The 25,084-nt window shown below is 40.9% G+C and carries 21 protein-coding genes; 10 read left to right on the top strand and 11 right to left on the bottom strand.

Annotation, left to right across the window (positions count from 1 at the left end; all coding sequences use genetic code 11):
* Window positions 1-426: 426 nt before the first annotated feature.
* Window positions 427-2,280 carry a glycoside hydrolase family 2 protein gene (locus tag H1A14_RS21905; RefSeq protein ID WP_194778453.1) on the bottom strand — a complete coding sequence of 618 codons (1,854 nt, stop codon included), beginning with the start codon at window positions 2,278-2,280 and terminating at the stop codon, window positions 427-429.
* A gap of 225 nt (window positions 2,281-2,505) precedes the next feature.
* On the opposite strand from H1A14_RS21905, the gene H1A14_RS21900 reads away from it, so the two are divergent.
* The gene (locus H1A14_RS21900) at window positions 2,506-2,976 is read left to right on the top strand and encodes a YybH family protein (protein ID WP_194778452.1); all 471 of its coding nucleotides are present in this window, start codon (window positions 2,506-2,508) and stop codon (window positions 2,974-2,976) included.
* A gap of 11 nt (window positions 2,977-2,987) precedes the next feature.
* Here H1A14_RS21900 and H1A14_RS21895 read toward each other — a convergent pair whose 3' ends face one another.
* From H1A14_RS21895 to H1A14_RS21885, 3 genes are all read right to left on the bottom strand, one after another.
* Window positions 2,988-3,824 carry a maleylpyruvate isomerase N-terminal domain-containing protein gene (locus H1A14_RS21895; RefSeq protein ID WP_194778451.1) on the bottom strand — a complete coding sequence of 279 codons (837 nt, stop codon included), beginning with the start codon at window positions 3,822-3,824 and terminating at the stop codon, window positions 2,988-2,990.
* Between the two features lie 1,370 nt (window positions 3,825-5,194).
* Window positions 5,195-5,572, bottom strand: a complete 378-nt coding sequence (locus H1A14_RS21890) for a GxxExxY protein (RefSeq protein ID WP_194778450.1) — start codon at window positions 5,570-5,572, stop codon at window positions 5,195-5,197.
* Between the two features lie 803 nt (window positions 5,573-6,375).
* Complete coding sequence (locus tag H1A14_RS21885) at window positions 6,376-8,601, bottom strand: TonB-dependent receptor (protein ID WP_194778449.1); 2,226 nt, start codon at window positions 8,599-8,601, stop codon at window positions 6,376-6,378.
* A 247-nt stretch (window positions 8,602-8,848) separates the two neighbouring features.
* On the opposite strand from H1A14_RS21885, the gene H1A14_RS21880 reads away from it, so the two are divergent.
* The 4 genes from H1A14_RS21880 to H1A14_RS21865 all read left to right on the top strand — a co-directional run bounded on the left by H1A14_RS21880 (window position 8,849) and on the right by H1A14_RS21865 (window position 14,489).
* Window positions 8,849-9,529 (top strand): protein-L-isoaspartate(D-aspartate) O-methyltransferase, encoded by a 681-nt coding sequence (locus H1A14_RS21880; RefSeq protein ID WP_194778448.1) that lies wholly within the window; start codon window positions 8,849-8,851, stop codon window positions 9,527-9,529.
* Between the two features lie 212 nt (window positions 9,530-9,741).
* Complete coding sequence (locus tag H1A14_RS21875; RefSeq protein WP_194778447.1) at window positions 9,742-11,544, top strand: 3-keto-disaccharide hydrolase; 1,803 nt, start codon at window positions 9,742-9,744, stop codon at window positions 11,542-11,544.
* A 16-nt stretch (window positions 11,545-11,560) separates the two neighbouring features.
* A complete protein-coding gene (locus H1A14_RS21870; protein ID WP_228527918.1) occupies window positions 11,561-13,534 on the top strand; it encodes a c-type cytochrome in 1,974 nt (657 codons plus the stop codon).
* A 757-nt stretch (window positions 13,535-14,291) separates the two neighbouring features.
* Complete coding sequence (locus tag H1A14_RS21865; RefSeq protein ID WP_194778445.1) at window positions 14,292-14,489, top strand: hypothetical protein; 198 nt, start codon at window positions 14,292-14,294, stop codon at window positions 14,487-14,489.
* 178 nt (window positions 14,490-14,667) lie between these two features.
* Here the strand turns inward: H1A14_RS21865 and H1A14_RS21860 are convergent, their stop codons facing one another.
* From H1A14_RS21860 to H1A14_RS21845, 4 genes are all read right to left on the bottom strand, one after another.
* A complete protein-coding gene (locus H1A14_RS21860; protein ID WP_194778444.1) occupies window positions 14,668-15,339 on the bottom strand; it encodes an NAD(P)-dependent oxidoreductase in 672 nt (223 codons plus the stop codon).
* Between the two features lie 253 nt (window positions 15,340-15,592).
* Window positions 15,593-16,612, bottom strand: a complete 1,020-nt coding sequence (locus tag H1A14_RS21855) for a S41 family peptidase (RefSeq protein ID WP_194778443.1) — start codon at window positions 16,610-16,612, stop codon at window positions 15,593-15,595.
* Window positions 16,613-16,615: 3 nt separating this feature from the next.
* On the bottom strand, window positions 16,616-17,440 hold the full coding sequence (locus H1A14_RS21850) for a hypothetical protein (RefSeq protein WP_194778442.1): 825 nt from the start codon (window positions 17,438-17,440) through the stop codon (window positions 16,616-16,618).
* A gap of 166 nt (window positions 17,441-17,606) precedes the next feature.
* The gene (locus H1A14_RS21845) at window positions 17,607-18,425 is read right to left on the bottom strand and encodes a LytTR family DNA-binding domain-containing protein (protein WP_194778441.1); all 819 of its coding nucleotides are present in this window, start codon (window positions 18,423-18,425) and stop codon (window positions 17,607-17,609) included.
* 173 nt (window positions 18,426-18,598) lie between these two features.
* Between H1A14_RS21845 and H1A14_RS21840 the strand changes: the two genes are divergently transcribed.
* Entirely contained in the window at window positions 18,599-19,774 is a 1,176-nt protein-coding gene (locus H1A14_RS21840) for a DUF418 domain-containing protein (RefSeq protein WP_194778440.1), read from the top strand.
* 104 nt (window positions 19,775-19,878) lie between these two features.
* Here the strand turns inward: H1A14_RS21840 and H1A14_RS21835 are convergent, their stop codons facing one another.
* Complete coding sequence (locus H1A14_RS21835) at window positions 19,879-20,952, bottom strand: class I SAM-dependent methyltransferase (protein ID WP_194778439.1); 1,074 nt, start codon at window positions 20,950-20,952, stop codon at window positions 19,879-19,881.
* Between the two features lies 1 nt (window position 20,953).
* Window positions 20,954-21,496, bottom strand: coding sequence for a hypothetical protein (locus H1A14_RS21830; RefSeq protein ID WP_194778438.1), 543 nt, complete (start codon window positions 21,494-21,496; stop codon window positions 20,954-20,956).
* Between the two features lie 186 nt (window positions 21,497-21,682).
* Here H1A14_RS21830 and H1A14_RS21825 point away from each other — a divergent pair, with 186 nt between their 5' ends.
* Window positions 21,683-22,402, top strand: a complete 720-nt coding sequence (locus H1A14_RS21825) for a hypothetical protein (RefSeq protein WP_194778437.1) — start codon at window positions 21,683-21,685, stop codon at window positions 22,400-22,402.
* A gap of 55 nt (window positions 22,403-22,457) precedes the next feature.
* Here the strand turns inward: H1A14_RS21825 and H1A14_RS21820 are convergent, their stop codons facing one another.
* Window positions 22,458-23,168 (bottom strand): hypothetical protein, encoded by a 711-nt coding sequence (locus H1A14_RS21820; RefSeq protein ID WP_194778436.1) that lies wholly within the window; start codon window positions 23,166-23,168, stop codon window positions 22,458-22,460.
* Window positions 23,169-23,353: 185 nt separating this feature from the next.
* On the opposite strand from H1A14_RS21820, the gene H1A14_RS21815 reads away from it, so the two are divergent.
* The 3 genes from H1A14_RS21815 to H1A14_RS21805 all read left to right on the top strand — a co-directional run bounded on the left by H1A14_RS21815 (window position 23,354) and on the right by H1A14_RS21805 (window position 25,029).
* Window positions 23,354-23,926: a Crp/Fnr family transcriptional regulator gene (locus H1A14_RS21815; protein ID WP_194778435.1), complete on the top strand. Its 573-nt coding sequence runs from the start codon at window positions 23,354-23,356 to the stop codon at window positions 23,924-23,926.
* 103 nt (window positions 23,927-24,029) lie between these two features.
* A complete protein-coding gene (locus tag H1A14_RS21810) occupies window positions 24,030-24,464 on the top strand; it encodes a DUF4345 domain-containing protein (protein ID WP_194778434.1) in 435 nt (144 codons plus the stop codon).
* A complete protein-coding gene (locus tag H1A14_RS21805; protein WP_194778433.1) occupies window positions 24,448-25,029 on the top strand; it encodes a DinB family protein in 582 nt (193 codons plus the stop codon). Before H1A14_RS21810 ends, H1A14_RS21805 begins: the two co-directional genes overlap by 17 nt.
* The last annotated feature ends 55 nt before the right edge of the window (window positions 25,030-25,084 follow it).

Here is a 25,084-nt window from a genome sequence, read left to right as displayed (position 1 = left end):
GATCATCTGGATAATTTTGTTACCATCAACTTAGTCCATTTTTCAAACAAATTTGTTCAAAAATGTATAGCCAATTTTAGCAAAGCAACTTAAGGGACTGATTGACTGTATATTGCAATTTTGGTAGGTATTTTGTCAATTACCTTAGGAGAAACACAATAAATGAAGCAGATTTTCGTGTTAAATACATAAATGTCCTACTTTATTTTATAAAAATATTAAACATTACATAGTCCGGAGAATTGGCTTACATTCATAAGGTTTGTTTGGCTTTTCTCATTAAGTGTAGTTTGGTTGAAATCAATGGAACTATGTAATCGGAGGGTTGGAATTATCCAACCCTCTTTTTTTTGGGACTTTTCAACTGAATGCATTTTCTTTACTTTTTAAGCATTCAAGTTTCAGTCAGCTGCAATATGAATTCCTTCACTTATACAATTCATCGTGCAGCTTTTTCAACGCTTCAATGGGGAATTTAATAACCTGCCTGTCATAGGTCATCAGGCCATTTACTTCCACTTCCACATCTGTTGTCTGGGTGTAAACCGCAGCGGCAAGACCTTTTTGGATCAATGGTTTAAGGTCAACAATCAGCTTTTGATAACGGTCCCATAGTTCGTCTTTATTTTTAAAAGACTGATAACCCCAATTGTCCTTCTCCTGCCAAGTATGACCCTCCACAGGAAGGCCTAAGCCACCATACTCCCCCAAGGTCAGAATATTTACTTTTCCAAAAAGGTCAGGGGATGGCATGACCGGATCCGGATAATTGTGCACATCAAAGATATCCCCAACCAGTTTGTTGCCTTCTAGTTCAAAGTTGCCTCCTGAAGCAGAATTAACCAATCTACTGGGATCGTGTGCTTTTGTCCATTCCGTGATTTCTTTGGTTTTAAATTGCCCCCAGGCTTCGTTGAAAGGCACCCACACCACAATGGAAGGAAAATGATGGAACGCATCCATGATGGCTTGCCATTCTGTCTTAAAAATCGCCTCTGATTCATTGGTCCTTTCCCTTTCGAGACCTTTCCGATAAATGCCAATCTTCGATTCCCATACATTACCCATATCCCCGCTGGGCATGTCCTGCCAGACCAGCATTCCCAATCTGTCGCAGTGGTAATACCACCGTGCAGGTTCCACCTTCACATGTTTACGAATCATGTTGAAGCCCATTTCTTTGGTTTTCTCAATGTCAAACAACAGGGCTTCATCAGTCGGTGCAGTGTACAACCCATCCGGCCACCAACCTTGATCCAGCGGTCCGTATTGAAAGAGGGCTTTGCCATTGAGTTCCATCAGCTGCATGCCATTGGCGTCGTATCCAATACTTATTTTTCTTAAAGCGCTGTAAGTCTTGAATTGATCCACTACCCTATTGCCGCGCTTCAGCTTGATTGTAATATCATAAAGATGGGGATGTTCTGGTGACCAAGCTTTGGGATCTGGAATGTTCAATTCAATTTCCTGACCGATTTCTCCATTTTCACTCGCCACTACCTCTGTACCATAATATGCTACCGCTTCCCATGAAAATTGACCTGGGTTCAATTTTGTTTCAATATCCAAAAAAAACCTGCTTCTGTCCCAATCAGGAGAGATTTTGATGTCAGAAATATAATCCTTCGGTACAAATTCAAGCCAGACAGTTTGCCAGATACCGGTTACTGGGGTGTACCAAATGCCCCTTGGATTGTTCACTTGTTTCCCCCTAGGTTGAGGCCCATCATCAGTGGGATCCCAGACCCTGACCATAATTTCTTGCATTTGACCATTGTTCAAAAAATCTGTGACATCAAAAGTAAAAGGATCATATCCACCTCGATGGATCCCTACTGATTTTCGATTGACAAAAACTTCAGTTTCCCAATCCACTGCTCCAAAGTGAAGCAATACCTTGCCTTTCCTATCTTTTGACGCAATAGTTGTTTCCTTTTTGTACCACAATTCCTTCTCAGCCCCAACTGGCTTCATAACTCCTGAGAGCTGGGATTCTACAGGAAAAGGAACCGTAATTTTACCTTCAAACTGCTTAGGCGGTTTCAGGCCTTTCTCCTGGATGGCGTAATCCCACTGACCGTTCAGGTTTATCCAAGAATCCCTGACCATCTGTGGTCTAGGGTATTCAGGCAAAGGTTTTTCATTATCGACAAGTGTTGTCCATGGCGTGGAAAGAGAATTTTGGACAGGGGTCTGGGCGATTAGTATGGTTGGGATCAATAAAAATTGGAAGATAATTATCCGAATTTTGAGTGATAGTACATTTCGTTGACAATTCATTTGTTGCATAGGTTTTTTGTTGGGATTTGAATGTTCAAATTTGGTTTTTTTGTACTTTCAACCCTAGCCAAGTAGTACTTTTGCGGTCCATGGCTATTGTGGCAATATTCAATTAAATTGCCTTCACTTTGTGAAAGTAGCTCCTCCTTTAGCTCATTGCCAAAGGGTTTTGATACCTAAAATATAACAAGTATCTATCTTTCAATATATAAACTAATCTCCAAAATGTCACAAAACCTTATGTCCTTTTGCTTTCTTGCCTTTCTCCTTTTCTCCTGTCAAACTAATCAGAAGGGGGATGAGAATATAGAAAGTGATAAAACTGCCATCACAGCAATGAGTAAAGCCAGAGCTGAGGCCTTTAACCGGGGAGATGCAGCCACTATAGCCAAATATTTTACAGGGGATGCAAAGCTAATGGCCCCAGGTAGCCCTGTTAAAACTGGAACCCAAGAGGTAGAGGCCTATTACGCAGCGATTTTTAATGAATTTGAAACTTCTTTGGAAAGTTATTACGAGGAGGTGGAAGTGTCTGGAGATATGGCTTTTGGGAGAGGGGAAGCCAAGGTTGATTTGATTTCAAAGGCTACTGGCGAGAAAACTACCTCCACTTCCAAATACCTCAATATCTTACAAAAACAGTCCGACGGAACCTGGAAAACCACGCATGATATCTGGAATGACAATGAAGAATAAGCTCAGCACATTCAGGCCATAACGGACACCATTTCCAATACCCTTAAGGCCAACCGTTCCTCACCTGAAATTTTTACCCTGTCCATAATATCATGGGACCTGAGGCTTTTTGAAAACAGTTTCCAAGCCCAATCAGCATCAATCTCAACAGTCGCGGTAGGTTGTTGCATCTCTGTTTTTCCTACATGCCAACCGGAAGTGATTTTTGATAAGTACCAAGTAGATTCTACCGTTCCGGTTACACTTATTTTCACCATATCATTCTTGCCTGCTTTCATTTGGGAAAAAGTAAAAGGCAGGGCTTTCATAAAGGTATCCAACACCGGCAAATAAAATTCTTTGTTCATAATCCCGGGTACCTCTACTGCGTCTCTTATTTGTTGTTGGTGATGCCATTTCTCGGTGTACTCTCTGGCCAGGTGCATCCAGTTTTGGCTTTGGGTCTCCCCTGCCCAGTTGACTGGGAAAACCGCCTTTTCATAATCCGGTAGAGTTTCATAGTAGGCGGTAACCTCTTTCCCGGTGATTTCAAGAAGATGAATCAGTACTTTTGGACTGATTCTTTTGGCTGCCTTTACCCAGCTTGCGTTTAGCTCATTCAGCCACTCAACCAAAGTTCCATATGTTGGCTTTTCCGGGGCAATCTCTCCAAAATAGCCATCCCTCTGTATACTCAGGGTCTTTAGGTTTCCATCCAACAAATGGGCTGCTACATCCTTTACTTTCCATGCTTTGGCTATGGTTTGCTTTTCCCAATCCTGGTCCGAAAGTCCTTTTAAAAGGTCAAGCAGCAGGTCGTCTAAAGGACCAAAAAGCGGTTTTACTACTATTGGTGGTTGGATGCTCATCTCTTACCCTTTAGCTGATTTTTTTGTTGGATTAAACAAATTGTTTTTGGAAATAGATCTAGGGTAAAATAAATAAAAATATACCTTTTTCTTTGCAGCTTTTTCTAAATGTTTCTACCTAAAGAAATTGCCTTCTAGCAGCGGCGTAAAGAAACTAGTGTCTCGCAAAGGCGCAAAGACGCAAAGTTTTTTTGTAATATGTATGTACGCAAAAATGCCAGTAAAATGGTAATTCAATATAATTATCACCAGCGAACTGAAATCCCGGCACATCCCAGCCCGACTAAAGGCGGGCCCGCACGACAAAAGACGGACCTGGCCGATTACAGGCGGGCCTGCCCGACTACAGGCCGACTTCCGTCCCGTTTGAAGAAGAATATTGAGTTACTGGCAAAGAAGCAGATAACCATTTTTTGTAATTCATTAAAAGTCAATATTTTTCAAAAAAAAGAAAGCACTGTGTAAATCAATTATAAGTCCTTTTTTTCTTTGCGCCTTTGTGCCTTTGCGTGCAATTAAAAAGCCCCTATCTCAAAACAAAAAGTTTCAGTTATCCAAAAAAACCATTACCTCCCTTTTTTTCTTAGCTCCTTTGCGTCTTTGCGTGCAATTAAAAAGCCCCTATCTCAAACAAAAGATTCAGCTAACCAAAAAACCATTACCTCCCCTTTTTTCTTAGCGTCTTTGCGCCTTTGCGTGCAATTAAAAAGCCTCTAACTCAAAACAAAAGATTCAGCTAACCAAAAAACCATTAACTCCCTTTTTTTCTTAGCGCCTTTGCGCCTTTGCGTACAATTAAAGAGCCTCTAACTCAAAACAAAAGATTCATCTAACCAAAAAACCATTACCTCCCCTTTTTTCTTAGCGTCTCTGCGCCTTTGCGTGCAATTAAAAAGCCCCTAACTCAAAACAAAAAGTTTCAGCTATCCAAAAAAACCTTTACCTCCCCTTTTTTCTTAGCGTCTTTGCGCCTTTGCGTGCAATTAAAAAGCCCCTAACTCAAAACAAAAAGTTTCAGCTATCCAAAAAAACCTTTACCTCCCTTTTTTTCTTAGCGCCTTTGCGCCTTTGCGTGCAATTAAAAAGCCCCTAACTCAAAACAAAAAGATTCAGCTAACCAAAAAACCATTACCTCCCCTTTTTTCTTAGCGTCTCTGCGCCTTTGCGTGCAATTAAAAAGCCCCTAACTCAAAACAAAAAGATTCAGCTAACCAAAAAACCATTACCTCCCCTTTTTTCTTAGCGTCTTTGCGCCTTTGCGTGCAATTAAAAAAGCCCCTAACTCAAAACAAAAAGATTCAGCTAGCCCAAGGAGCCCTTTAGCTCCCTTTTTTTCTTAGCGTCTCTGCGCCTTTGCGTGCAATTGTCAACTAAAGATTATTTACTATCCGGCTAACTCCATTTTTTAACAATACCTCATTAAAATTAATCAACAACCCAAGCTTTAAGCCAGAAAGCTTTAAATAAGTCAATACTTGTTTTTGATGGACGGGTGCAATGGACTCAACAGATTTTACCTCTATCAGCACTTTATTTTCCACTATCAAGTCAGCACGAAATCCCTGATCCATTTTAACATCATGCCAATAGACAGGTATGGCCTGCTGCCGCGAAACAAACAATCCTTTGTGAATCAATTCGTAAGTTAAAATCTCTTCATAAACTGACTCAAACAAACCCGGACCTAATTCCACATGAATTCGGTAACAGGTGTCTACAATGGTTTTTGAAAGCTCATTTTCTGTCATAAATATAAAAGTGAGTGTAGCACTAAAAACTTCTTAAAAAAACAAAAATTTATTTTCGCAAAAGCGAAAGACTATGAAGGCAATTTTGTCAACGATTAAATACCTAAATAATTCTAAATATAAATAATCCAGATAAAATAATCAAAATCCATTGTTTCTCTCGCAGAGGAGTAAAGAAACTGGTTTCTCGCAAAGGCGCAAAGACGCAAAGTTTTTTTTGTAATATGTAGGTACGCAATGATGCCAGTAAAATGGTAATTCAATATAATTATCACCAGCGAACTGAAATCCCGGCACATCCCCTGCCCGACTAAAGGCGGGCCTGCCCGACTAAAGGCCGACTTCCGTCCCGTTTGAAGAAGAATATTGTGTTACTGGCAAAGAAGCAGATAACCATTTTTTGTAATTCATTAAAAGTCAATATTTTTCAAAAAAAAAGAAAGCACTGTGTTAATTAATTATAAGCTCCTTTTTTTCTTAGCGCCTTTGCGTATTTGCATGCAATTAAAGAGTCCCTATCTCAAATAAAAGATTCCGCTGGGCCAAGAAGCCTTTACCTCCCTTTTTTCTTAGCGTCTCTGCGCCTTTGCGTGCAATTAAAAAGCCTCTAACAAAACAAAAGATTCAGCTAACCAAAAACCATTACCTCCCCTTTTTTCTTAGCGTCTTTGCGCCTTTGCGTGCAATTAAAAAGCCCCTAACTCAAAACAAAAAGTTTCAGCTATCCAAAAAAACCTTTACCTCCCTTTTTTTCTTAGCGCCTTTGCACCTTTGCGTGCAATAATTTTTCAGACCAATCCTGCTCAAAAGTCAAACCTCGCAGAAAGCCCGAAGGTGGCCGGGTTGCCAAGGTGGGCAGCTCCGAAGTTATAAGCAAAATTCACATACTTGGTATCCAGCATATTTCTCGCCCACAGCGCCAATTCCAACTTGTCTTTTCTCAAAGCAATGCGGGAATTGACCAAGTGGTAGGGATCTTGTTTCAGGGTATTGGCCAAATCATAGTAGGTGTTTCCTATCCATATCCATTCCGCTCTGGCAATTAAACTCAAATTTTTCTCACTGCTGATATCAGTCTGATATTGAGCGATTAGTGAAGAGGTAAAATCAGGAGTGAACAGCTGTCTGTTACCACTTAAATCTTCACCGTTCCCTTCCCCACCTAAATTCAGATTCGTAAACCGGGCATCTGTAAAGCCTACATTCCAGGAAAGCATTGTTTTTTTACCGATCAATCCAGTCAACTCAGATTCTACTCCCTTGCTTATGAGACTGCCCTCATTGGTGGTGACCACGATGGCATCTGGCAGAATCAGGATAGGCACCTGAACATCACTGACCAAGGTATAGAAGAGACTTGCATTCCAACGCAGCCTATTATCCATCCAGTCACTTTTGAACCCCAACTCAAAATTGTCACTGAATTCCGGGTCAAAACCTAGAAGCGGAATTTCGCCGGGATCTGAGGAAAGCTGGGTAATACCACCTGCCCTAAAACCTCTACTGTATGATAAGAAAAGCAGGCGGTTTTCAGCCAAATTACGGCTTAAGATGACTTTAGGAGAAAACGCATTGAAACTGGCTTTTCCCGTGGTATCTCCCTGAGTCAGGATAGGTGGGTTGCTTCCAAAAATAACCTCCTGATTTGCGGTCAATTCCCTGCTTTCATAATCAAAACGTAGACCAAAAGTGACATCCCATTTGGGATCAAGGTGATAGGTCCCCTGACCGAACCAAGCCATACCATAATTATTCCCCACATTGGTAGTGATCTGGGTAAAATCAGTAAACGGAGATCCAAAAAGGTCAGCATTTTCGCCAAAATAAATTCCCTGTCTTACAGGATCATCCTGCAAAAATCCAAATACACCGGTATGCCATGAAATTTTGGTTTCAGGTTTTCTGACAGAGGCCAGCCTGATTTCCTGGGTCCAAACCTTTACTCTATTCCACTCCCTTCCAAAATTATTAACAATGGACACGATGTCAAGTGGGGAAAAATCCCCATCTATAGGCTCTTCATAAATGCGGTAATTGGATTGGAAGGCAGTCTGGGAAGTGAGGGTGTAGTTTTCTGCAGTATACTCTGCACTCAAAGAAACATTGAATACATCATCCACCATTCGGGTAACTGCATTCTGATTCACCCTAAAAGGATTTTCAAGTGCCTGTTCGATGCTGCCAGCGAGGGGAAAAGCACCGAAATTCCGGTTGTTGTTGTGTTTGAGGTTAAGGGTAAAAGCAAGTCGGTTTGTGGCCAAATAGCGGAGGTAATAATTGCCCATCAAGGCCCTTCGTCGATCAAATTTTGAACCATCAAAATCATTGGTAAAAAAACCGTCATGGTTTTCCCATAGTCCCGAAACGCCCAAAAACAACTTGTCTTTGACCAATGGGGTTTTGATGCCGGCGCTGTACCGCTGCAGTCCATAATTTCCAATATCCACGCCAACAAAACCTTTGGTGGTATTGGTAGGCTGCTGGGTGATGATGTTGATCACCCCTCCCATGGCATTGCGGCCATATAGTGTGCCTTGAGGACCTCTTAATACCTCGATCCGCTCCACATCCAGCAAAGTATTGAAATAGGTGTCCAGACCAAACTGCAACACACCGTCAATGTAAGTGACTACAGCCGGATCATAGGAAGTGGTCGCAATTCCCCGAATGCCCATCACGGTTCGGCCATCACCGGAATGTGCCGCATATAGATTCGGCGCAAAACCGGAAAGCCCTTCATTGTTCCATAAACGTAAATTTTGGATTTCCATAGCACCAAATGAAGTCACGCTGACAGGTACATCCTGTAGGTTTTCAGTTTGCTTTTGTGCGGTTACGGTGACTTGTTCAAGCTGCCTGGTAGTTAAGGTATCGGGATTGTTTTGTGCCGATAGCTGTTTCGCAGAAAGAAGGGCAAGCAGCGTCATTATGCCAAGACGCATAATAGTATGCATTCGAAATCCAATCATCAAATCAAAGGTGTATGAGCGTATGGGTACAGCATATTTCAACAGGAGCTTTTTTAGCATGGCATTCTGATGCCAAAGGGATTCCTTTGAAAACTGCCTGCAATTTATGTAAAAAAAACAAGCGGCTTTCCAAAATTACAGCAGAGGGAGCTAATTAATTTGAACTTAATAAGTAATGATGTGGGGTAACAATCCTTTTGGAATATGGATCTCCAGCAAGGAAAGACCATGATTCAAATAACCTCATTTGCATCTCACTGTCCCTATTGGTAAATTTAGAAGAACCAAGGTTAAAAATGCCATTCTTATGAAGAACCATTGGATCTTACTGTTGTTTTTGCTTATCGCTCAAGAAGACCCATTCCAAGCCAGAAGGATAGAAATGGTGGAAACCCAAATTGCTGCCAGGGGAATCAAAAATCCTGAGGTCCTAATGGCCATGAGGAAGGTGCCTCGCCACCTCCTCGTACCAAAAGAACTTGCAGAATACGCTTATCAGGACCGACCTTTGCCAATAGGTGAAGGACAGACCATCTCACAACCCTATATGGTGGCTTACATGACTTCCCTCATTCAGCCAAAAAACGACATGAAAGTGCTCGAAATAGGCACGGGATCCGGGTATCAGGCAGCGGTTTTGGCAGAAATAGTAGATAAAGTATATTCAGTGGAAATTATAGCCTCTTTGGGGGAAAAAGCTCAGGAGGACTTGAAAAACCTAGGTTACAAAAATGTAAGGGTAAAGATTGGCGACGGATTTCAGGGCTGGCCGGAAAGGGGTCCCTTTGATGCCATCTTAGTTACTGCGGCGGCGGAAAGTCCACCAGCCCCCCTACTGGCCCAACTCAAAGAAGGAGGTATCATGATCATTCCTATTGGGTCACAAGACAGCATTCAGGAATTGGTTCGATTGGAAAACAAGAACGGGAAAATCAAGACCACTCGGTTGGGGGCTGTTCGTTTTGTTCCATTTACCCGGGAAAAATGAACTTGGCACCACCCCATCCATTTTTCTCTTGATTTCTTAGTAAACAATTCAACTGTTTCTTCATCAGCACTTGGATCTAAAAAACCTCAGCATCGGAGATGCCCTCATTGCTAAAAAACACCTTTCTAAGGTTGCTTGTTTGGAAAATAAGGGCCTTTGGAGCATCTTTACAAACCTTTGAATAACCTTTTAGCTAAATACCCTTTCGTAAAATGAAAATAAAAAGTCTAAATAAAATCCCCTTGTGCTTGGCCGCCATTTACTTTTGGGGATTGACAACAGCCATTGCCCAAGAGCCCTTAAAATTGGATGGATTGACCGCCTTTGAGCCCAACAAAGGTACTTGGCAGGAAGCCGGAGCAGTCATGGCTGAATTGGACAAAATCAATGTACTCAAAATAGAAAACGGGAAGGGTATTTTGGTCAACCTCCCTACTAAAAAGAACAAGGGTGAAGACCTCGTTTCCAAAGAAAAATTCGGGGACATCGATCTTGAAATGGAATTCATGGTGGCTCCCAATTCCAATTCAGGGGTCTACCTGATGGGGCAGTACGAGATTCAGATTTTGGATAGCTGGACCAAAACCAATCCGAGGGCAGGAGACATGGGTGGCATTTATGAAAGGTGGGACGAGAGCAAGCCTGAGGGCCAAAAAGGCTTTGGTGGTCATGCTCCCAGACAGAATGTAAGCAAAGCACCGGGAATATGGCAGCAACTATCCATATCGTTTCAAGCTCCGAGATTTGATGAACAGGGACAAAAAACCAAAAATGCAAAATTCATCTCCGTGATGCTCAATGGGGTCCTGATCCATGAAAATCTGGAACTTTACGGCCCTACGAGGGGTGCTTTGGTGGCGGATGAAATTGCCACAGGACCTATTAGGATCCAAGGAGATCATGGAGCTGTGGCATTCAGAAACATTCAAGTGACCCAGTTTGATACTGAATTACCTGAACTTTCCGGCCTCAAATACAAAGTATATCAGGGTTTTTTCGATAAGGAACCTGAATTTGCGCAGTTAAAGCCAGTGATTGAGGGTAGTTTAAATGAAATTTCGGATCAGATATCCGCACCATCCGGACAAAACATAATACATTATCAAGGCCATCTCAGCATTCCGGAATCCGGAGAATATACATTCCTTATGGGTGCGCCATCAGGAAGGGCGGGATTGAAAATTAATGGCAAAAAAGAGTTACCCTTGATAGAGGGATATCAATTTCAAACCATTGCCCTGGAAAAAGGCCTCTTACCTATAGAAATTCTGGTATCCAAAACCAATGATTGGTCCAAAACGGGATTGGAATTGAGCATTGCTGGTCCGGGACTTAGAATGACTCCACTTTCCCAAAGTAGGGTTGCACCCTCCAATCAGGTAGATCCTATTTTGGTCAATACCCAGGAGGTGCCGATGCTGAGAAGTTTCATCGAATTACCGGATGGCCAAAAATTGACCCATGCCATATCTGTCTCGAGTCCCCAAAAAGTACATTATTCCTTTGACCTGAGCAAAGGTAACCTGGCCCAGGTGTGGAGAGGGGATTTTTTGGATGCTACACCTATGTGGCATGAACGAGGCAATGGGGTCTCCAGGCCCTTGGGCGCAGTGGTTTTTCTGGGCAATCCAACCCGAACCATACATGGTACCACTTTTCAGTCAGGCAATGTGGAGTTTATTCCGAAAGGATACCAAGTCAAAGACAATGGCATAGAATACCGTTACCTTAGCCAAGGGCTTTCATTCAAGGATTTGATCACGAGTAGGTCTGACGGAAAAGGTTTGGACAGATCCATTACCGTAGAAGGGGCCTCTGGCAACAAGCGACTGACCATTGCAGAAGGCAGTGACATTAAAATGATAAGAGACGGACTTTATTGGGTGGTGGACAAAGGATACTACCTTCAGTTGGATCCGAAATCACCGTCCAAACCAGTCCTGGAAAGCAACCAAAATGGTAAAGCCCTCATGGTCTCCATTGGGTTGCCCGTTCAATATTCCCTTTTGTTTTAATTGATAGATGACACCCATGAAGACCTCAAAAACATATTTCAATACCTTCCTCTCTTTTAGTTGTTTTGCTTTGGTTGCTTTTTCTGCCCTTGGACAGGAATCACCTATGGAAGAGGATTATTTCAAAATCATGAAAGTCAGTTCACCGGAAGGCACTTTGCTCGAAGTGGGTGGTCTGGCCTTTTCTGACCAAGGCACGCTGGGTGTAGCTACCCGTCGTGGAGATGTCTTTATGGTAGAAAATCCCAGTAGTCCAAGGCCTTATTTCCGTAAATTTGCTACAGGACTGCATGAAATTTTGGGATTGACCTACAAGGACGGTTCATGGTATTGTGCGCAAAGAGGCGAATTGACCAAGTTGACTGATACCACACAGGATGGTCTCGCCGACACCTATGAAACCATTTTTTCGTGGCCCATTTCCGGGCATTACCATGAATACAGCTTTGGTCCAGTGATGGATCAGGAAGGAAATTTCTATGTTTCCGGTAATGTTGCTTTTGGGAATGAAGAATGGTGGCGGGGAGAAAGCAGGGTTCCATACCGGGGTTGGGTCATGAAGATTTCTCCCGATGGAAAAATGGAGCCTTTTGCCACGGGCATGCGCTCTCCTGCCGGCCTTGGAATGATTGACGGGAAGCTGTTTTACACCGAAAACCAGGGTGATTATATCGGTTCGGGCGGGCTGTGGCATTTAGAAAAAGGGGATTTTACCGGTCATCCAGCCGGTCTTGCCTGGACAGGTGTCGAAGGCTCTCCCCTTCAACTCACTGCCGCACAGTTTGATGTGGTGGTGGATCCACGTAAAGTTAAAAATGAAAACGGCCGATACATCAAGCCGGAAAACATCATCGATGAGGAATTTGTGACCATGTACCAAGCCAAAGAAAAGATCAAGGAACTGAAGCTGCCGGCCGTTTGGCTGCCCCACGGTATCCATGGCATCTCCAATGCCGAGCCTCTGCAGATACCCAAAGGACATCTGGGGCCATTTGAAGGGCAGATCCTAGTAGGTGATCAAGGGCAAAGTAAGATCATGCGGATTATGTTGGAAGAAGTCAATGGGGAATACCAGGGGGCTTCCATAGATTTCAGAAGCGGTTTTCAATCCGGTGTGTTAAGAATGGTGTTTGGCCCTGACCAGTCCCTCTTCGTTGGAGAAACCAACCGGGGTTGGGGTTCTGCCGGGGAAGCCAACGAAGGATTACAACGGATGGTTTGGAATAATGAACTGCCGTTTGAAATGAGAAACATCAAGTCCATGCCTGATGGATTTGAAATTGAATTTACCAAACCCGTAGATCCAAAATCAGCGGAGGATCTTGCTTCCTATGCCGTCCAAAGTTTCACATACAAGTACACCCCAGTTTACGGCAGCCCTCCGGTAAACATCTTGGACAACCCCATAACCGGAGTAAAATTATCTGAGGATGGAAAGAAAGTCCGGATCCTCGTGGAGAACCTCAGGAGATATTACATCCACAAGCTCTCTTTAGATGGATTGAGAGAAAAATTGGAATTTCATTCACTGGTGCATCCTACGGCTTATTACACCCTAAACAACATTCCTGAAGGCAACAAATTGACGCTTGCTGAAGTCAGCCAGTTCAATTCCGCTGAAGAAAGAAAAAAACAAGAGGAAGAAGCCGCCAAGAAAGCAGCAGCAACCAAAAAGCCCCTCACAGCTTCCAGTACTGCTGTAGTAAAGCCAGAAGCTCCCAAAGGCGATGAAGTGCCTTCTTTGGAGGTAGTCAATGCGCTACTGGCCAAAAACACCTGTACAGCATGCCATGCAGCGGATAAAAAACAAGTGGGTCCCTCATATACCGACATTGCAAAAAGGAGGTATACCAATGAACAGATCGTGGAACTGATTTATTACCCCAAGCCCGAAAACTGGCCTGATTATGCGACCCCTATGCCTCCTATGCCTCAGGTACCCAAAGAGGAAGCCCTGAAAATCGCCGCCTATATCAATTCTTTAAGATAAAAAATGCCCATGGAATGCCTTTTGGTTTCTATGGGCATTTAAATTAGTGAGCGGATTTTTCTTACGACATAAAAATTATTCATCGGATCTCATTCTTGGAAATCGGAATTTAACCAAGTTCACCTTCAGGTTTGTTTGATGCAAATGCTTAACCAATTGCTAAAAGACCAATCCAAATTTCCAGTCTTGTCCTATTGGTAGAAATCTACAAAATGTTGTAAAAAATACCCAATATGAATTTGATTCATAACTGAAATCCAGGACTAAAAGAAAAAATTTGACCCATAAAACATGGCTAAAACCATGACGAAATGATCATTTTAATGAACTAATTGGCATATCAGTTTTAAATCCTAATCTTAATAATTTTCGAGCCGCTGAATACTATAAGTAAGTTGAAATTCAAGGGGTGTTTTACCAAAAAAAATACAACTCCGTATTACTGTTTTTCCCAAAAATTCACCGACCAAACCACTCAATCCCCATCCAGCCCAATTTTATTTTCTTTGCGGTATTGGGTATCCACTCTGGATTTTCACCAAAATTCTCAAAAATAAAAACTTTGCATTTCTTCTTTTAGTAATATCAAAATCAATGATAATCCAAATTTTATCTCGAAATAATTAAACGAGATGGTTATTTAACCTGTAAATTTTATAAGCAATTCTGGAGATGATGTAATGATGCTTGGGCATATAATTTGCAAATTTGTAAAAGTAAATAACCATAACCAACTACAACTAACTAGAGACCAACCATGGAAAACAGAAGCAAAAACAACTGGGAATTGCAACATGCCGATGGACAAGATCATAATGAGTCCAACGCTTTTCAAAACAAAGCCAACAATAAAGAGGCCTTTCCTTACATGACAAAATACCAAAAATTGAAGCATAAAGTTGACAGACTTCATGCCAGTTGGGGTTTTGATGACCCGAAGACAGCTTTAGGGTAAATTAAGTGACTTCTAATTGGGATTGTAACTAGATTCTCAATTACAAGTAAATGTAAAGAACAGCATCCTTAAACCAACGACGGATTTTTTAATGGAAGAAAACAAGGAGAACACCTGACGGACGTTCTCCATTTTTTTTGCTTATTCCCCAAGCCCCAGGCAGGAATTTCAATTATCTTCAAGAATAAATAACGGGGTAGGTATGGATATATTTCCGATCCATCAAAGATGCTAGGATAAAAGAGGCTGTAGATCTTCTGCTAATGGTATAAGAGGGCTTTTTTTCATGGTTCAAGACAACATTTACAACCTTTTTTGTCTTACTATTTGTTAGCCCCACAGGTCGTATGACGGTCCAATCCAAGCCTGATTGACTAATTAAAGCCTCCTGCCTTTCGTGCTCCAAATAAGCCGCGGAGAGATTGCTATTATCTATGATCCAAGCAAACCAGCCAGGAATATGGGGTCGGCTATCCCCTACTCCCCAAGCTGATGTGAAGATAAGCCTTTTGACTCCCTCTTCCTTACAGACTGCAATTAGGCTTTTCATGGTCATGGAAAGAAAGTATTCAGGTGTTCTCAGCGGAGCCCATGGAAAATCGTTTTTTCTGGATATATTCAAACAGCTGATAACAGCCTCACAGCCAGCAATAGATTTTCTGAGGTCAGCGGGTACTCTGGTATCCCCTTCAAATACCCGCAGGTCTCGGTGTTGATCATGGATTTGTTGGGCATCTCGAACCAATACATTCACCTTGCATCCATGCTCCAAAGCTTCTTTGAGCACTTCTTTTCCTGTTCTGCCTGTGGCACCTAGAAGAAGGATTTTTTTTGGTCTGTGGACAAGCATGCTTTTACGATGGGGTTTCATTGAAAAAGATACAAATCCCTATAGTTTGGTTGCATTGGATTTAAAAATTTCCCCGGCCTAACCCCCTTTCCTCGAGCCCCTCAGCATCGGGAAGGCTTGCCGGATGATTTTTGACCCAATTAATTGATACAATCCTGAGATTTAAGGATACTCAGAAATCATTTTGAATTATTGTCATAAAAAAAATTACCTTATCCTAAATATAATAGATGGTTTCAACATCATACTTGAGTTAATTGTTTAGTCTACTTATGGCATTTTCTAACAGCTCATCCTTTCCTGAGACCACATCTTCCAGCTTATTCTTGAAAAAAATGTCCGGAGGCAAACCAATGCCTTCATAATTTTTCCCATCAAACAATTCCACCTTTTGAGGCACCAATGAGTAAAACCAGCCATTGGCCAATTCTCTCCCGATCATGGTTCCGTGGGCACCGTTAGTAGTATCTCCAAGTGTGATTGCATTGGGAATAGTCATGAATGCCATTACAGCCCGTTCCCCCGCACTGATGGTAAACCGATCCGTAAGGACAACAATGGGGATTTCGAGGTAATTTCCTGAGGGATTGAGATACCAATCAAACCAAGGTGTAAAATCATCTTTCCCTTTACCATTTTTGGTTTTGCTCTTAAAAACAAACCTTCTCTGATCTGTCAACCTGCCGATTTCGGAAAAAGCATACGTAAAATCTCCACCCTGATTGTGACGAAGGTCAATGATCAATCCATCTGCATTTTCAAATTCATTCAGAAAATCATGCATACGGAAAAAGTTATCCCCAACAAAATCAAAGAAAATGTATCCGATATTCTCATTTTTGATTTTACCGTAAATGTAGCTTTGGTCTTCATCCATTCTGATGTTTTCGAGGTAATTGTTCTGGATGACATCCAAATCAAAAAGACCTTCATCAATTTTCTCCCGTCTGATACGATTGGCAAAATATATCTCCTTACCTGGAGCGGTCAGGCTGACATGTCCATCATCTAATGTTTCCAACAAATCCGATATAACATCAAACAATTCTTCATCCGATGTAGAGGAATTGATCATTGGTCTAAAACGGGAATACTCCATTTCCCAATCCACATTTCTTTCTTCAAATGGGGCGTATTCCTGAAGAAATGTTGTCCAGAGATTTTCAAAAATAGCTTCTGGGTCCATTGAAGGTTGTTCAGTAAACATTGGCTCACAAGCTGCCATTCCTATGAACAGGACCAATGACGTAAGGTATTTCAATAATGTATTCATATCTCAAAATAAATAAGTGCCTGAAAAATTGAGTGTGTTCCTAAAGGACAGCAATCCCCTAGGATCATTTGAATGGATGAACTCCAACCAATAAGTAGCCCCGATACCCCATCTTTCATTGACTTGGTAGGAATATTTCATCATTAAATCAAATTGTTGGATCCTATTCAAAGTCACAGGTTTGCCATCTCCCAAAAAAGCCGCAAAGGTTTTTAAGCCAGAATGACTACTGATGTTCTCAATAAATTCGTCATCGTTGACCAGATAAGGAGATCTAGCTTTCCAAAAAACAAGAGGAAGCCGCAGAGATACCGACAGTGTGTTCCTTTCATTCAAATCATATTCATAATTCCCGAAAATCCCGAGACCAATTGTAGCTAAATATCCAAAACTGCTGATCCTTCCATACACATAATTCAAAGCCTGAATATTGGTACTGAACAACACTCCCTTAATAATGGAAGACCGGTCATTGATCATTTTACTTTTCCCTATCAGATAATCCAGATCGACAAAATTAAGGGAGTGCGGGTAAGCGGTCTCTTGCTCCCCATCAAGAAAAAAATCAAAGGGACCATCAAGCATCGGGTCAAAATTCACATAATTGACAGCCACTTTATGGTATAATTTTGACCTCCTTTCAAAATGGATTCCCACCGAAGGAAAAGATGTATCACGGTGGACGAATGGCGAGAAAATCAAATCCTGCCTTTGGAGCTGTGCATAGCCCAAGCTTAAACCTAGACTGTTTTTCTTTCCTTCTTCCTGGGAGAAACCGAGATTGACACTCAATGCCAACAAGATGAAAATAATAGTGGTAGACTTCATTTTGATTAACATAAAATTAAATGAGGACATCGGCCATATAGCCATTTTCAAAGTATTTCTGAAACCTATATCGGTCCAAAATTCGGCTTATTCGCCCAAAAAATACCGTTACTTGGCCTCCTTCAAAGTGAAGTATGGAAACTTCAATCTGAGGTATGGTTTTTTTTCAAATTTTTTTAATCAACCAAGATTTAAATTCTTTAGCCTTCTTTTGACTGATTGTCAGCTGTTTAGAATCTGGACACTTTAAACTCAAAATGACCTTTCCCGAACGTTCGGTAAGAAAACTTTTGCAGTTTTCCCGGTAAACAATGGCCTGTCTATTTGCTCTAAAAAACAATTGAGGATTCAATAATCCATCCAAATCCTCCAATGAGCCCTGAAAAATAAATTGACCCAATGGGTTGCAGAAAATGATATTGGCAACTCCGATTTTCTCTACCAATTGGATTTTCTCTTGGTCAATGATTACTTTATTCTTGCCTTTATGTGCCAATATCGGTTGAAGTCTTTTGTCAGTATTTGATTCCTGTAGCTTCTCTTTTTCAGAAATTGTTTCCCTGTTTTCCAATAAATAAATGATACCAAGAACCAGATTAATCAATACGAAAAATACTACTGAAATAGGCAGCTCATAAGAAAAATAGGTAGTGTTGAAAATGTTATAACCAAGGACAAATTCCATGTAAAAGTATACCAAAGCGATAGACATAAAGACTGGGACCATTACCCCAAATAAGAACTGATGAGACAACCGCTTCCAAAAACTATCGAACCATGAAAACTTTTGATTTAGCCTTCCATCTTGCCAAACCAAAAAACTAAGGACAGTCAACACAATTAAAGTAACGCATCCAATATCAAAATAAAACATTCCCTTCAAAAAGAGCCCCCAATCCCATGATTCCCTTCCTATTAAAACAAAAAAAACTGCAATGAGAAAACTGACCAAAACCAGTAAAAGGGATTTTCGGACATTTTTCATTCTTGGTCGATTATCGAAAATGATTGGAAAATTAAAAAATGGTATCAGTAAAATTAAAGTATAGAACGATAATTTCCATACTTCAACACCATCTTTTTAGACTTCATTGATTTAGAAATGACAAAAAACACATTTCGACAAACCTGATCATAATTTTGAGCAACCAAAAAATTATGATTGTAGAACTTCAAAAACCGAACACTACCAGATTATCGGTGGTAGATGCCTTAAGGGGACTTGCCCTTTTCGGAATTCTTATCGCAAATATTCCTTACATGCCTGATTCAACCGAAATTTACGAGACTCGAAACTTTCATATTGGCTCATCAATTTCAGATGAAATATTGAATACATTATTCCATCTTTTTATCGATAAAAAATTCATTACCATATTCGGAATCCTTTTTGGTTTTGGTTTTTACATACAAATGAAGCGGACATTGGAAAAAGGTGCTGATTTTAAATCCTATTTCCTGATCCGGATGTTGCTGCTCCTCTTGATAGGAAGTGTTCATGCTTACTTTTTTTGGTTTGGAGATATCATCCGCTATTATGCTATTTGTGGTAGTTTATTGTTGTTTGTATTTCACTGGCCGGTGAAAAAGATTCTTAAAGTAGCTCTATTCTTTAATGTCTTTTTAACAGCCTCGGTATTCATCATCAATGGGATCTTAGGCTTACCTGATTACCCATATGACCATTCACTGTCAACCGAACTCCCAGTCACCAATTCATGGTGGCGATACTTGAAAATCAATGCGACCATTGATCCTATGGTCAACTTTTTCAATGATTCCATCTTGACCTTTGTGTTTTCTTTTGGCAATATCCTGCTAGGTTTCTGGTTAGGAAAAAGTTTGTTTTTCGAACAGCCTGAGCGGTTTAGTAAATACTTCAAACCGATCATTTACGGGGGAATCATTGTTGGAATTGGAGCCAGTTATTTGTTTTATCTCCTTTCCATTGGCGCATTGGAGCTTACTCTTTCGCTAATTTGGCTTCCATTTGTAATAGTTGCAGGGATGGTATGGCAAAGTCTTTTCTATATCGCAGCGTTTATGAAGCTTTTTAATTTGAATTATTTCAGGAAGTTGCTTTCAATATTTGTTCCTGTCGGTAAAATGGCCCTAACCAACTATCTGTTGCAGACGGCCTTTTACATCCTAATTTTTTTCCACGCAGGAGGCGGACTGAAACTTTTCGGAAAAATCACACTTACCGAAACTTACCTATTGGCAATCTTCCTTTTTATGCTTCAAGTGATGTTCAGTAAATTTTGGTTGATGAGATTTCAACAAGGTCCTATCGAATTCATATGGAAAAAGGTTTCCTATAGGTTTTTCAAGTAGAAAGAAACTTCCGTGATCCGGATGGCATCCGACTCTTTAATCACTCCCAGGTTTTTGCAGTATGGTATTATGTCAGTATCGCACTATTCTAAATGATTGAAATCTCATTTTTGAACCACGAAATAACAGTTCATGGGATCATGATCCAATCTGTTTTCCTGGATTTGAGTGAAACCGGCGTCTTTCAGCATCAGGTTGGCCCTTTCAGTGCCCCACATGGTCCCCAGACCCATCCCACCCTGCGCCAAAGAAACAGTAGTACAATGCAAGGTTGAAATGCTGTAAAGCAATCTACCGAAAGGATGACCCAAATTGTTATAGACTTTCTCTGAAGCATCGATATCCTGCATCAAAAACACGCCGTTATCCTCCAGACAGTTAAAAATTGTTTTCAAAACCAGATCAGGCCTTGCTTGATCATGTATGGCATCAAAAGCCGTAATCAGATCAAAACGCCCCTCAGGTTTATACATGGTCAAATCACCTTGTTGAAATCGAACATTTTTCAACCCTTTCTGCTCCACAGCCCGTCTTCCATTTCTCAAAGGTTCTTCGCATAAATCCACTCCTAAAAAATTTGAGTTGGGGAAATACTCTGCCATCATCACCATCGCTTTTCCACTACCACATCCAATATCCAAGACATTGATTCCTGACCCTAATTTTTCTTTAAGACCTGGGATCAAAGGCAGAATGAAGTCAAACAAGGCCCCCAAAATTGTTTGGCCACTATCCTCAGCCATTACCTCATGGAATCTGCCATGTTCTTCATAAGGGACGCCTCCCCCATTTTTAAAACAGTGCAGCACTTTTTGCTCCACATTGGCCAGAACAGGAATATATTGAGAGAACAAGGCGATGTTGTCTCCGGGAAAATGTCTGCTCAGGTACATGGCATGTTCCTGAGGCAGATGAAAATAGGTGGAGCTGTGGTCCACTTCTACTATCTTTCCAACAGCCATCGCATTGAGCCATTCTCTGACATATCTTTCATGCAGTCCCGTTTTCTCAGCTATTTCAGCCGAAGTGGATGGCGCTAATCCCACCATGGCATCAAACAACCCCAATTGATGACCCATAGAAACCATGATGGTCAAGGCTCCCTGATTGATCATTTCAACTAAAGATCCTGCAAAGCCCTCAGCCTTTGCAGGATCAATATCACAAGCCACGCACATCTTATTTGACCAGTTTGATTTTCAAACCTACCTCAAATACTTCCGGATCTTCACCCACTAAGCTCATTTCCCATTCCCAATCCAATTCCAGTTCATTGGCGGTCAACTTCTTAACATTAAAAGAATAACCATTGGCATAAAGATCAGGAGCCTCAAGATTCAGGATGGTTTTATTGTTTTTCAATTCCCATGTACCTTCTATCTGCTCACCTGACAGATTAGCTATCAGCTTATCCGAAGGGGTAAACAATAATTTAGGCTCCTCCATATCGATCGGACCCAAAAAGTTGAATTGAAGGTATTCCTTTCCAGCGAGTTCTGCCTCGGTTTCATTGGATTTTAAAACCTCCATACCGAATTCCACGATTGTTTTTTCTTCACCATTCACGGTGATGGTCGTAAACTGCCCTTCGGCAGCCACCCATTCTCCGATAATCGGATTAACTATTGGAAGGCTATCATCATTGTTGCATCCTCCTAAAACCATTGAGAGAAATGCCAAACCCATCATAAGGTTTAAAACTGAATTTTTGACGGTGTACATAATTTGAGTTGGTTTAATTCATTAGTTATTATTGATTGTTTTTATTTAACAACCCAATGATGGTGGATTTTGAAGAAAAGTTGCATCCCACCAAAAAAACCACATAAACATGTGATTCCTATTGGCAACCAAACCAAACATGCAACCTATCACTAGCCAAAGCCATCATTAGCCTAAAAAGGAACCATGAAAAAAATAATGTTGCTCCTTATAGCACTTGGGCTTTATGGCCCTATTCAAGGAATAGCTCAAGCCTTGTTGCCTCCTTTGGAAGAAATGCCACTCTCTCAGAAAGCATACATTCAACTCAAAAATGGCGATAAAATTGATGGCAAAATTCTAAATACCAGCAGCGGCCGTGGAATCAACAAATGGGTGCTTCGAGATGATACCGGCTTAAAACATGAGTTGAAGGCCAGTGAAATATTTGAATTTGGGATATATTCCAATGATTTGGTCAAAGCTCAATATTTCAATGAAAGTTCAGCTTCCATCAAAGCCATGGTAAAAACAGACAGAAGTGCGATAAAAGACAATGATTATGTTGTTTTCAGAAATGCGCAATTAAAAGGTGGTAAAGAATTGCTCCTGCAACTCCTAAATCCCCGTTTTGATGATAAAATTCAGGTATATCATGCCGTAAATGCAAGAAAATCAACTGCTTTAACAAAAGGCACTATCACCCTGACAGGAGAAATGCAAAGGGCATATTTGGTTTCAAAGGAAGGTTCACCCACTTTTAAGGTCAAGAAAGGAAGCTATTCAAAAAGCTTTAAACGATTGTTTGGGGAATGTCCGAGTCTTCTAGCTATCAGAAAACCCAAATTCAAAGATTTTGGTAAACATATTTATTACTATTCTGAAAACTGTGGACAAGGAGAAATGGAACATTTTTGGGAAGAATGATGGGAAGGCATAAGGTCCTTGATACCATGCTCTGTTCCCCAAGACCTATGAATTCTTAAGTTAACTGGAAAAATTCAATCCATACACCAAGGAGAACGTGCCAAACCAAATACAGTCCCAATCTGCAGATTAGGGAATATATCCATCCCCATTTTCTAAAAAAGTATAGTTGGATAAAATTGAACGCAAAACCTGAAAGCAAACTATATGCAATGAACATCTTAGGTTCTAAAGGCATTTGCTCCAAAGGTTCCCAAATGGAAAGAAGGAAAACAATAAGAAAAATCAGGTATTTTTTTACCCCTGAATGGACAAACCTTTCAATGATTAAAAGAAAGGCTGTCAATGGGATTAGTTTATAGACAATCTCCATATGAAGCCCTCCTGCGAAATATAGTAAAATCGAATAAGGAAAAGGCTGAGTATATGGAGGAAGTGTCGTGTGGGCTTCATTTCTTAACATCCCTTCAATAACCCAAACGTCCAGGATGGCGAAAGCTACCCCAATGGTAAAAGGAAGCATCCATTTTTTCCATTGCTTTACAGTTCCCAATATTTCAGGCAATCCGGCTTTTGCCTGAAGATGGGCAAAAAGCCACCCAAGTCCCAGCCATAAAAAATCAAACCAGCCAATTACCCTGATAAACCTCACTCCATCCTCCATCCAATGACCATAGACTTTGGATATCAAGAGGAGGATAAGAAACACCAGAAACAGTACATTGATTTTTCTCATGCCATTGTGGTTAAAGGTATCAGCTCTCATACTTTTGAGTTTTAAAAAAGAAGATGCATTTTAGCGTTAAACAGTTGCTTCCTGATTGACTTTTCTATAAAAAAGTGCAAGTATTAAAAAACGCCACTAATATAGCTGCTAAATAAATTGCTCAAGACAACCAATGGCATTGTTTTACAATCTCTATAAAAGGAGACAAAAGTACACGCTAAACCATGAAAGAAATCTTAAAAGTAATCACCAACAACATATCAACTTTGAACGATGAGGAATGGGAAGATTTTCATCAGATATGGAAGCCGTTCTCCTGCAAAAGGAAGGAATGTCTGTCCCCTGTTGGCAAAATAGAAGACAACCTTTACTTTATCACAGAAGGGCTTCAAAGGATTTTTTATGAAAACCAGCAAAGGGAGGCCACTTTGGTCTTTACCTACCCCCATTCATTTGGGGGACTACTGGATTCTTTCATCTTAAGAACTCCTTCAAAATATGCTTATAAGGCCTTAACGCCTTCAAAATTTTTAAGGGTCCATTACGATGATCTAGAAAGACTTTCCCAAAAACATGCAGGTATTTCAAAGTTTGTAAGGCTGGGCATCACCGGTGCTTTAGCTGGGGTTTTGGAAAGACAGGTGGAATTACAGACCTACAGTTCAGAAGAAAAATTCCGGAAACTCCTACAAAGAAGCCCACATATCCTTCAAATGATCCCGCATAAATACCTGGCCAATTACATAGGCATTGATGCCAGCAACTTTAGTAAATTGATCAATAAGGTTAGAATCTGATGAGACAGCCTTTGAGTTTGAGAGTCCAAAATCTTGGTAAATACCAAAAATAATCCTTTAGAAAATGTCCAATTTTGGGTAACAAACAAAACAACATTGAAGGATGAAAACGATTAAAATTTTAACACTTCTTTCCAGATTATTCATATTGTGCTCTGGATTGGCCTTGCTTTCAGTAAGCCTTATGGCTTTTGCATCTCCCCAATCCATCATGGACTTGGTTCAGGTAAAGCTTTCAAACACAGATGCCTTCAGCTCCATAAGGGGGGTATATGGAGGAGTAGGTCTGACCTTGTTTTTTTCTCTGATCTACCTCATGATCAAAAACCCAATCCAAGGACTGGGATTTTTGGCTATTCTTTGGGGTTTTTATGCATTTTCAAGAGTCATGACGATCCTCATGGAAGGTGAACTTGGGGAATTTGGAAACCAATGGCTTAAGATTGAAACCATGTTGTTTGTCATTGCTCTGGGACTGATATCGGCACATCAGATCGCTTCTAAAAAACAAGAGTTGAATTATGAAATTGCAGAATAAAGAAACCTGGATAGAAAAAATGGAAAAAATGGTGGAAGAACAGATAGCAGCTTCCACCAAAATTTTCCAAAACCTCCCGGAGGAAGCCTTGTTGTTTTCCGTTGCTGAAGCTTGGTCCGCTGCAGCCTGCATTGACCATCTCAACAGCTATGCAGCCTTTTATTTACCCAGGGTCAAAAAGGTTCTGGCAACCCAAAGACAAACTAAAGATTCAACCCCAATTAAGTTAAGTTGGCTAGGGACTTATTTCATCACTATGATGAAGCCTGTTGAAAACGGGAAAAAATTCAAAGCGATGAAAAAGCATTATCCCAATGCCATAACAAACAATCCCCATAAAATCGTGGCTGATTTTATCCAATACCTGGAGGAAATATTGGTGATGCTATCTCGGGCTAGATTTAGTAATCTAAACCGTGGTAGGATAGGCAGTTCCATTTCCCATTTGCTGAGGCTTAGACCCTGTGATACCATTGAGTTTCTTTTGGTACACAACGAGAGACACCTTATCCAAGCCAAGAAACAAGTGAAAGCATACCAGAATCATCATGCTTTAGAAAAGTAACCTATGATTATCTCGAACTTATTTCAGGGTCAAATGTATAAAGACCTACCAGGTT

This window comes from Pararhodonellum marinum, assembly GCF_015354735.1.
GTDB classification, from domain to species: domain Bacteria; phylum Bacteroidota; class Bacteroidia; order Cytophagales; family Cyclobacteriaceae; genus Pararhodonellum; species Pararhodonellum marinum.
Note: the sequence above shows the minus strand (reverse complement) of the source record. Positions and strands in the feature narration are given on the sequence as shown.